Genomic DNA, 9,206 nt, shown 5'->3' on the forward strand with positions numbered 1-9,206 from the left:
GCGGTGGATCCTGCCTGCGCCGGTGCCGACCCGGACGGCCCCGCCCAGTTCGCCGACGCGCCGTCCTTCGCTCGAACTGTGCCACATTCTGTGGCGCGCTTTATGGCGTGACGGCGACGATCGAAGAACTGATGAAGAACGCGGTGGACGCGCGACGTGCCGCCCAGAACGCGATCGCGCCGGCAGTGCGGGAGGCACGCGCTGCCGGCTGGTCCTGGGACAAGATCTCCACGGCTCTCGGCGAGACGCCGAACGGCGAAACGCTGCGCCGCGATTTCGGCGGCGAGAGGGAAGCCGCGTCATGAAGGACGGTGCCGCGGGCGCCGCCCCGCGTACTGCCCCGGACATGCGCGACGGGCGGCAGCGGCTCGTGCGCGAGCATCACGACACGCTCGCCGCCTTGTTCGACGCAACCACCTTCCGCCACCTCGACCGGCTCTGCGTGGCCGCCGGGTGGCGCTGCTGGGAGGTCGGCGCCGGTGCCGCCACCGTGCCGGCATGGCTGGTCCGGCGTGTCGGCCCCGAAGGTCATGTGCTGGCCACCGACGCTCGGCGAGCAAAGTCCCCGGTACGTGCCGGACCTCTTTGAAGCCGGCTTCGCACGCCGGTGCCGCCCGGCAACCTGGCGCAGGGTGGCAGCGGTGGCTTCTTTGGTGAGGTACATGGTGACGCCGGTGGAGACGACGACCGCTTCGTCGCAGTCAGTTCTCGGCGGGAGCCTGGAGGCTCCACAGGCGCCCGTCGGGGTCAGGGACCGTCTCCGTTGCGGAGCCGGCCGGAGGTGTGGTCCGTCGCGAACTCCGTCGCGTAGCCCAGCTTCTGGAAGAGCTTCGCCGCCCCCGTGTCTCGGTGTGTCAGCGCGCTGCCGCGCTCAAGCGCGCGACCAGGGCGGCGGCCTCCGACTCCCCGCCTCGCGGAGCATCGGGCCACTCGTCGACCCGATCCCACCAGTACTCACGCGGGGTTCCCGGATAGCGAGGAAGAAGGTGAACGTGCAGGTGGGCAACGTTGTCCCCGATGACGGCGGCGTACACGTGCTCGGCGCCGCCGACTTCGCGGAGTCGGCGTGCCGCATGGGTGCACCAAAGCCCCACCCGTTGTGCCTCCGCGTCCGTGAGATCGGCCAGACCGGGAGCGTGCCGACGTGGTTCCACGAGCAGATGGCCCAGGTAGACCGTTGCCGAGCCGCCGGGCGCTTTCGGGGACAGGTGCGAGACGACCACGAGCTCGTCATGCCACACCGGTCCCCCCGGCATCAAGGACTCGTCACGGTGCTTGCCGCAGACGAAGCAGTCCATCGGCGCGGGCTCATTTGTCATGACCAGCATGATGCCCGCTCTGGATGCGGATCGCCGTGGATTCGGCCCTGGACGGTGTGTGGACGTGCTGGTTGGGGCCGAGGCTCAGGGGCGGTGCAGACCCCACGTCTGCAAGGCGTAGGGCCGCCCCTTCTCCTCACCCTTGATCGGCGGCACGTCGAGCAGTCCGAAGCCCGCCTTGGTGGCCACGGCGACGCTGGCGGCGTTCTCGGCCTCCAGTTCCAGGATCACCTGGTCCGCGCCCAGCTGCTCGAAGGCGTACGCGGCCATCACCCGCACCGCCCGCGCCGCCAGCCCCTGGCCGCGGTGCGCCGGGCCGACCGCGTAACCGAGCTCCGTACCCTCGGGGGCACGCCGCAGCATCACCTCGCCGAGCGGAGCGCCGCCGTCGACGGTGATGGCGAGCAGGATGGCCGTGCCCTCCGCCCGCAGCTGCCGGTCCCGGTCCAGCCGTGCGCGGGCGGCCGCTTCGTCGAAGGGGGAGACGATCGGTGTCCAGTACGCGATGTCCGGGTGGTCGAACAGCTCCGGCATCGCGGACAGGTCCGCCTCCGTCCAGTCGCGCAGGACGAGGCCCTCCCCCGAGAGCTCGATCCGCTCGGGATAGGACGACGTGGTGCTGCTCATGCTGCGGGACCTCCCTGGCCGGTTCAGGACGAGGCAGGATAACCGCTGTTCGGCGACTCCTCCCACGGGGAGCTGACGCACATCGCCGAGCAGACCGGTGGCCGGCTCGGCGACGCACGAGGCGGCTGAACCTCCTCGCGCCCGGGCCGGGGCCCGCACACCGTTGTGTGGGCCCCGGCCTCGAACGGGGTGGCGTCACCGCGGGGTCAGGGCATCCGGGCGCGCTACGGCGTCCGTGTCTTCCAGATGCCCCGGCCGTGCGTGGCCACGTACACCTGGCTGCCGTCCGGGCTCGGCGAGAGGTAGACCGCCGGCGCGGTGGGCAGGTTCGTGCCCAGGCGCGCCCAGTGGCCCGCCGAGGTGCTGGTGAACACGCCCAGGTCGGTGGCGACCACCAGGGTGCCGCCCTTGGTGATCAGCGCCGCGTTGGCCGGGGCGTCCGGGAAGGAGTCCGCGGCCGCGGGGTCACCGCTGATGTCCGCCCAGGTCGCGCCGCCGTCCGCGGTCTTCCACACGTGGCCGTAGCCGGCGCCGGGGCCCTCGTTCCAGTGCCGCGAGAAGCCGTTGATCACCGCGTAGACCGTCTTGCCGGAGGCGTCGGACGGGTCGATGGCCAGAGAGGAGATGTAGCGGTTGGGGAACGCCGCGGGCAGGTTCACCTGGTGCCAGGTGCCGCCGTAGTTGGTGGCGATGCCCCGCCCGAAGGTCTCGTCGACCGAGCCGCAGGGGCCGCACCAGGCCGCCCATGTCACGTGGTTGCGGCTGGCGACCGCCGAGGCTGAGTGGCCGGCGCCCAGGTCGTAGAGCTTGGTCCAGTCGGCGCCGGAGGTGCTCTGCCAGGTCTTGGTGTTGCCCCAGACGTACTGGCCGCCCGCGACCCACAGGCCGTTCGGGTCGGTCTCGTCCGCGCTGAACGGGGCGATGAAGCGGGCACCGGGGTCGCCCGGGGCGATGTCGGTGATGACGTCCTCGGAGCCGTCGTCGCTCGCGGTGTAGCCGCAGTTGTTCGTGATCTGCAGCGCGAGGTCGACGTACTCGCCGACCGTCTGGCAGCCGTTGGCGGGGTTGACCAGCTGGTCGCCGCCGTCACCGCCGAACGGGGAGACCATCCGGCCGTCCGGGTTGAGCTGCTGCCCCTGGTAGGTGGCGCCCTTGGGCGCGAGCAGCGAGACGCCGTTGTCCTGCAGGCCGCCCCAGACGGCGTCGCCGCTGCCGTCGGTCATCCTGCCCGCGCGCACCGAGTAGTACTGGAGGGTGCGCAGGGTGCCCGACTCGTTGAGGTTGCGCCATCCGGTGGTCGTCTGCGTGGTGGGTCGCGCGTAGGCGCCGCCGTCGTTGCCGACGAACACCTCCGGGGTGCTGCCCTTCCACTGCGAGAAGGCGAGGGCGTGCTGGTCGGAGTGCATCACGTCGCCGTCGCAGGAGTTCTCGGCCGGGTCGTACGAGAAGCACTTCATGCCGAAGTCCCAGTAGCGGCCGATCGCCTTCCAGGTGGCGCCGCCGTCCCGGGACTCGAACATCTCCTCGAGGCCCAGGTAGACGTGGTTCGGGTCGCTCGGGTCGACCGCTACGACCTGGTCGTACCAGGCCTGGGAGCCGGGCTGGTAGCCGCTGCCGATCTCGTCGACCTTCATCGCGGAGCCGCTCGTCGACAGCGACGAGGAGGTCGCGATCTGCTTGAACGATCCGTCGGCGTTGCCGCTCGCGCTGACGTACACGCCGGCAAGGACCGAGTGCACGCCGGAGCCGGTCGCCTTGTTCAGGAGCTTCGGGGACTCCATGGAGACGTACAGCTTGCTGCCGTCGGCGGCGTAGGCGAAGGCGGCGTTGCCGATCTCGGCGGGGTTGATCGCACCGGTCGGGTTGGCCCGCTTCCAGGTGGTGCCGGCGTCGTCGGAGTAGTAGAAGCCGTTGTAGCCGGCGCCGCTGCGCCAGGCCACGTTGGCCAGCAGCTTCTTGCCGTCGCTGCCGGGCTGTACGGCGATGTCGTTGGCGATGTCCGCGTAGTGGCTGTCCACCCCGCAGCCCACGCCGCTGATGCCGACGCCCGCGCACGGGGCGAGGACCCTCGTCCAGGCGGCGGACTGGCCTGCCGACAGCGGGCGGCGGAAGACGCCGTGCGAGGAGGCCGCGAAGACGTAGCCGGCGGCCTTGTCGAAGGTGAGCGTGTGGATGGAGGCGGAGTCCAGTTCCGTACCGCCCACCTTGTCGCTCTCGCTGAAGGTGCCGGTCACCGGGTTCGCGAGGCGGTAGACGCCGCTGCCCAGGTAGTTGTCGGAGGCGGTGGTCGCCTCACCGGTGGCCAGCCACAGCGAGCCGTCCGGCGCGACCGCGAGGGCCCCCACGGACAGCGCGGGCAGCCGGTCCGCGATCGGCGTCCAGGTGCTGCCGTTGTCGGTGGAACGGAACACACCGCCGCCGGCGGCACCCGCGTAGACCACGCCCCGGTGCGTCGGGTCGGTGGCCAGGGCGGCGATCCGGCCCGCCGAGTGGCCCGCGCCGCCACCGGAGTTGGAGGCCGACCGGTCGCGGTAGTGCAGCGCGTCCTCGTCGTACGGCGAAGTGGTGACTTCTGACCAACTGCCGGATTTCACCGGCATGTTCTTGATGTGTGCCCAGGCATCGGCGTAGGCGCCCGGCGCGATCTGGCCACTGGGGGAGAGCCTTGGTTCGTTGAACGCGTCGAGGGACTCCATCAGCTCGTGGGACTCCTCGCCGGCCTCGCGGTGGCGGCTGGATCCCGAGTCGCTGTCCACTCCGTAGGCGGCGACGGGTCCTGTCCCCGCTATCAGGAGTGCGGCGGCCGTGGCGGCGAGTACCGCCCGCCCCCTGCTCTCCGCTCCGCGGCGCGGTCTGCGCCGTGCGGAATAGTCATGCATGGACTGTCTCCGGCTTCTTCGGCGTAGGCCGTGGCCGCCCCTACGGCCGCACTTGATGTCCTACTGCCGAGCGCCGGAACCGTACTCCCGTCCGTACCTTCAACCCCAGGGGTTTACACGGACTTTATAAACTGACAAAAGTAACAATTGTCAAAAGTGGCCTCGTTCGCCATTTCGTCTCTCGAAGTGGCGGCGCAGCCCCACTAGTTGCAGCGTATGAACCCCCGTCACCGTTACTCCCGGCCGGGGCCGGTGCCGGGCGGCGAGGACCGGGGCGTCACCTCGCCGGCGTTGCGCGCCCCTGTCCACCGGTCGCCGTCGCACGTCGCTCGAGTCTGCGGAGCGCGGTCTCGCCCCACCGGATGTTCTCCCGCTCGAAGGCCATTCCGCGCAGCAGTGTCAGGTACGGCCCGATCCGTTCGGCCTCGGCGAAGTACTCGTCCTCGGTGCGCCCCTTCAAGAGGTGTTCCCGCAGCCGCTCGTAACGCGCGAGCTTGGCCGTGGCCCACTCCATGCGCTCGCTGATCGCCGCTCGTACGGCCTCGACGTCGCCGACGTCCGCGCACTGCACCTTCACCAGGAGCTCGTCCCGGATGGTCGTCGGCCTGCCGGGCGGTTCGGCGACGTAGGCACGTACGGCCTCCATCCCGGCTTCGGTGAGCGAGAACAGCCGCTTGTTCGGCCGGCGCTCCTGCTCGACCACCCGCGCGGTGACGAGCCCCTCGCGCTCCATGCGCTCCAGTTCCCGGTAGAGCTGCTGAGGGGTGGCCATCCAGAAGTTCGCGACGGAGGCGTCGAACCCCTTGGCCAGGTCGTAGCCGGATGCCTCTCCTTCGAGGAGCGCGGCCATCACCGCGTTGCGCAATGCCATGACGGGAGGTTATCGCGTCGTTGATTACTCATGGATGTGACCACGGTCGACCAGGCCTGATGGGCCGCCGTCTCGCCGCAGAGGGGGGTCGACAACCCGCCGGGCCGGTCATAGTATCCGATGCACCTATTCAAGGAATTGACTAGAGGTGAGTGATTCCGTGCACCCCTTCCGCAAGGCCGTCGAGACCCGAGACCACGCCGCCCTGGAGGCCCTGCTGGCCGAGGACGTCCTGTTCACCAGCCCGGTCGCCTTCAAGCCGTACCCGGGCAAGGCGATCACCGCCGCGATCCTTCGCGGGGTGTCCCGCGTCTTCGAGGACTTCACGTACGTACGCGAGATCGCGAACCCGGACGGCCGCGACCATGCCTTCGTCTTCACCGCCACCGTCGACGGCAAGCAGATCCAGGGCTGCGACTTCCTCCACTTCGACGAGGAGGGGAAGATCGACGACTTCCTGGTCATGGTCCGCCCGCTCTCCGCCGCCAAGGCGCTCGCCGAGGCCATGGGAGCCCAGTTCGACCGGATCGCCCGGGAGGCGGCCGGGCAGTGACCGACGGCGACGTCGGTGTGCGGCTGCTGCCGGCCCGGGCAGATCATGACGGCCGTCGCCGAGATCCGCCAGGCCGGGAGGAGGGCAGGGAGATCACCGAGGCCGACCTGGACGAGATCCGCAACGTCTGCCGATGCGGCACGTACCACCGCATCCGCGAGGCGATCCGGGCCGGCGCGAAGAAATACTGAGGCGCGCGTGATGCCGGTCCGAGTTTTCTGTCATGTGCACCGCTGGCTGGGCGGCCGGACGTGACCAACGTCTCCCACGCTCCGAGGACCGTTCCCACCCGATCCTTGCTATTTCTTGTGTCTGGCTGGGGATGCGGCACAGCCACCGCGCGCGGTCAAAGAAATGAGGCCCGGCTTTAGCCGAGCGCAGGCCTGAAACGGCGATTCCCAGCCCATTTTCTTCCCGGACTCCTGGTTCCCGGGCCGGCTCGCCACGCGGCGCGACCTGACTCGGCACGTCGCGCCGCCCGGCACCGGTACGGCGGGGCAGGTCGGTCGCTTCCGGCTCCCTCATGGACAGGTCGCCTTCCCGCTCGTTGACCGCGGTGTAGGGCCGGAGTCAGTCCTCGTCCACGCTCACGCCCGGACCGGCTCCGGTCGGTACGCGCAGTCTGCCGTTCTCCAGGTACAGCGGCTCGACGATGTCGTCGGCGTGCAGGTGGTCCATGCCGGTGACGGAGCGGCTGGGCGCGCTCACCGGACGGCCGGGGCGTGCTGCGCCCGGAGACGTTCGCCCTGATGACGACCGCCCATAGCGACCACCTCGGGCCGCGGAGGGCGCTCGCCCGGCAGGGCCGGGACGTGGTCGGCTCGCCCGTGGGGACCGCGTTCGGCCCGGATTCCCGCGGACACACGGGGTTACCGGAACCAGCCTCTGGGCCGGCCCCGCCGCGAAACGCCATGCGTGCTGCTGACCAACCGAGTGCACCCGACCCGGCCGGGGACGGCATCACCGCCGTACGCCGCGCGTTCCACACCGCCGGCGCGGCACCGCCCGCCCCGGCACCGGCCGACTGAGACCCGCGGGTGCCTATGCGCGTCCGACGGGCAGGGTGAGGCTTGCCGGTCGCAGTCCCGCGGCCTTCGCGGTGAGTGTGAGGCGGCCCGGCCGCTTGGCGGGGCGCAGGACCGCCAGTGCCCTGCCGTGCCAGGTGTGGCGGCGTGGTTGCCGGAAGCTGTCGACGTTGTGGGGGTTGCCGTTGCCGACGGCGGCGAGGTCGCCTGCGCCGTGGATCTCGAACGTCACTTTCAGTGTGGCATCGGGGACGATGTGCCCATGGCTGTCGGTCACTTCGACGAGGACGTGTGCGAGGTCGTCGCGGCCGGTGGTGAGGTGGTCGACGTCGGAAACGAGCCGCAGGGCCGCAGGAGCGCCCACGGTCGCGAGGGTCTTTCGGCCGATCTCCTCGCCGTTCCGGCCGGCGGTGGCCGTCAGCTCGCCGGGTTCGTAGGGCACGGTGAACGTCGCCATCGCCCGCTCCGGCGTCCCGGTGGCGGCGGGGAGCTCACGGCCGTTGAGCAGCAGCCGCACGCTGTCGCCCGGGGTGTAGACGTGGACCGTCATCGGGCTGCCGTGCTCGACGTCCCAGGTCCAGCTCTCGAGTTCGCCGACCGGCCCGTGCCGACCTCTGGCGTGGTCACCCGTACGCCCCACAGCGGGATGCGGACGGCTCCGGTCACCGTCAGCCAGGTGTGGCGATAGATGCCCGAACCCGAGTACCAGCGGCTGTTCTTGCCGCTGTTGTCTACGCGCACGGCCAGAACGTTGGTGCCTTCGGGGTTCAGGTGCGGGGTCAGGTCGTAGGCGAAGGAGGTGTAGCCGTAGGGGTGGAAGCCCAGATGGACACCGTTGAGCCAGACGTCCGCGTTCTGGTAGACACCGTCGAACCTCAGCTCGACGTGCGCCTCACTTCCGCGGTGGGCCGATGCCGCCGGGTCCTCGAGGAGCCGCGGCAGCTGGAAGTGTTTGCGGTACCAGCCGATCCCGCCGACCGTGTACGCGGTCGAGCCACCGTTCTGGCTGTTCAGCCTGTCGAACGGCCCGATCGCCTGAGGTGCCCCGGGCGTCGTCGGATCGGGGTCCTTGACCGCCAGCAGTGAGGGGTCGCTCGTCGCGCCGCCGTCACTGGACGTGGCGTACGGCAGGTCCTCGATGCTCCAGTCGTGAGGAAGGTCCAGTGCCCGCCAGGAGCCGTCGTCGAACGAGGGATCCTGAGCGTCACCGACGTCGCCTCGGAAGAACCGCCAGTCCTCGTCGAATGACCGCTCTCGCGCCCGCTTGCCCGGCTCCGGGGTCTCACGGCCGAGGGCGGACGCCGGCTGGTCGATTCCCAGAACCACCGATCCCGCGGCCAGGGCGCCGAGCTGAATGGCCTGGCGCCGCGTCACGCCCCCCCGCGGCGCCGCCCGGGGGCTGCCGCGCTTCACCGAGCACTCGCTCCGAAGCCTCGCCGACTCGTTCGCGCCTGCCGATCGCCATGTTCCCCGCCACCTTAGGTGTTCGAGATACTGAACGTTAATCGATATGCTGAACCAGGACGCGCTACGGAAGTCTGAGCAGAACACGCCTGTGCGTCAAGGCGTCTGACGTGCCCGCGACTCCCGGCTTCGGTGGGTCGCCGGGTCGGGTGCGGACACTCCGGGGCAACGGGATCGCCGATCACGAGGACGAGGCCGCGGGCGTGGTCGCCGCCGGACCCGCTGGGCCGGGGCGACGCGAACCGCGACAAGGTCGACGCCTGGCTGAAGTGGCACAAGGCCGGAAAGAGGGACTGGAGGACGCCCGGCAGGCGGTGTGCACCCGCGTGCACCGCCCGCCGGGCGTTGCCGCTTTCCGGGCTGTTTTCCGACGTCACCGACCCCTTGACACCCTCCACGGCGACGGGCACATTGAGTTGCGCAGCATGAGTCAAGTTGCGCGACAAGCAACTGAACCGGTCTCAAGTT

10 protein-coding genes and 2 pseudogenes are annotated in these 9,206 nt (G+C 70.3%); 5 read left to right on the forward strand and 7 right to left on the reverse strand.

Annotation, left to right across the window (positions count from 1 at the left end; translation table 11 throughout):
* Positions 1-107: 107 nt before the first annotated feature.
* Both R2S09_RS36995 and R2S09_RS37000 read left to right on the forward strand, forming a co-directional pair.
* Positions 108-305, forward strand: a complete 198-nt coding sequence (locus tag R2S09_RS36995) for a hypothetical protein (protein ID WP_316745568.1) — start codon at positions 108-110, stop codon at positions 303-305.
* Positions 302-589 (forward strand): hypothetical protein, encoded by a 288-nt coding sequence (locus R2S09_RS37000; protein WP_399145511.1) that lies wholly within the window; start codon positions 302-304, stop codon positions 587-589. The genes R2S09_RS36995 and R2S09_RS37000 overlap by 4 nt, the downstream gene beginning before the upstream one ends.
* 265 nt (positions 590-854) lie before the next feature.
* Here the strand turns inward: R2S09_RS37000 and R2S09_RS37005 are convergent, their stop codons facing one another.
* The 4 genes from R2S09_RS37005 to R2S09_RS37020 all read right to left on the reverse strand — a co-directional run bounded on the left by R2S09_RS37005 (position 855) and on the right by R2S09_RS37020 (position 5,696).
* A complete protein-coding gene (locus R2S09_RS37005) occupies positions 855-1,328 on the reverse strand; it encodes an HIT family protein (RefSeq protein ID WP_306192586.1) in 474 nt (157 codons plus the stop codon).
* A gap of 75 nt (positions 1,329-1,403) precedes the next feature.
* On the reverse strand, positions 1,404-1,946 hold the full coding sequence (locus R2S09_RS37010) for a GNAT family N-acetyltransferase (protein ID WP_306192587.1): 543 nt from the start codon (positions 1,944-1,946) through the stop codon (positions 1,404-1,406).
* 224 nt (positions 1,947-2,170) lie between these two features.
* Entirely contained in the window at positions 2,171-4,825 is a 2,655-nt protein-coding gene (locus tag R2S09_RS37015; RefSeq protein WP_316745569.1) for a glycosyl hydrolase, read from the reverse strand.
* 277 nt (positions 4,826-5,102) lie between these two features.
* On the reverse strand, positions 5,103-5,696 hold the full coding sequence (locus tag R2S09_RS37020) for a PadR family transcriptional regulator (protein WP_316745570.1): 594 nt from the start codon (positions 5,694-5,696) through the stop codon (positions 5,103-5,105).
* Between the two features lie 160 nt (positions 5,697-5,856).
* On the opposite strand from R2S09_RS37020, the gene R2S09_RS37025 reads away from it, so the two are divergent.
* On the forward strand, positions 5,857-6,249 hold the full coding sequence (locus tag R2S09_RS37025; RefSeq protein ID WP_306192596.1) for a nuclear transport factor 2 family protein: 393 nt from the start codon (positions 5,857-5,859) through the stop codon (positions 6,247-6,249).
* A gap of 18 nt (positions 6,250-6,267) precedes the next feature.
* Positions 6,268-6,440 (forward strand): annotated as a pseudogene (locus R2S09_RS37030) (2Fe-2S iron-sulfur cluster-binding protein); the annotation flags it as partial.
* 379 nt (positions 6,441-6,819) lie between these two features.
* Here the strand turns inward: R2S09_RS37030 and R2S09_RS37035 are convergent.
* On the reverse strand, positions 6,820-6,957 hold the full coding sequence (locus tag R2S09_RS37035; RefSeq protein ID WP_399145516.1) for a hypothetical protein: 138 nt from the start codon (positions 6,955-6,957) through the stop codon (positions 6,820-6,822).
* On the opposite strand from R2S09_RS37035, the pseudogene R2S09_RS37040 reads away from it, so the two are divergent.
* Positions 6,936-7,277 (forward strand): annotated as a pseudogene (locus R2S09_RS37040) (esterase); the annotation flags it as partial. The gene R2S09_RS37035 and the pseudogene R2S09_RS37040 overlap by 22 nt on opposite strands.
* A 13-nt stretch (positions 7,278-7,290) precedes the next feature.
* On the opposite strand, the gene R2S09_RS37045 reads toward R2S09_RS37040, so the two are convergent.
* Complete coding sequence (locus R2S09_RS37045; RefSeq protein WP_316745571.1) at positions 7,291-7,824, reverse strand: DUF4982 domain-containing protein; 534 nt, start codon at positions 7,822-7,824, stop codon at positions 7,291-7,293.
* On the reverse strand, positions 7,821-8,648 hold the full coding sequence (locus R2S09_RS37050) for a sugar-binding domain-containing protein (RefSeq protein ID WP_316745572.1): 828 nt from the start codon (positions 8,646-8,648) through the stop codon (positions 7,821-7,823). The genes R2S09_RS37045 and R2S09_RS37050 overlap by 4 nt, the downstream gene beginning before the upstream one ends.
* Positions 8,649-9,206: the final 558 nt, after the last annotated feature.

Origin of the sequence: Streptomyces sp. MK7 (genome assembly GCF_032658145.1) — a bacterium.
Classification (GTDB): Bacteria; Actinomycetota; Actinomycetes; order Streptomycetales; family Streptomycetaceae; genus Streptomyces; species Streptomyces spiralis.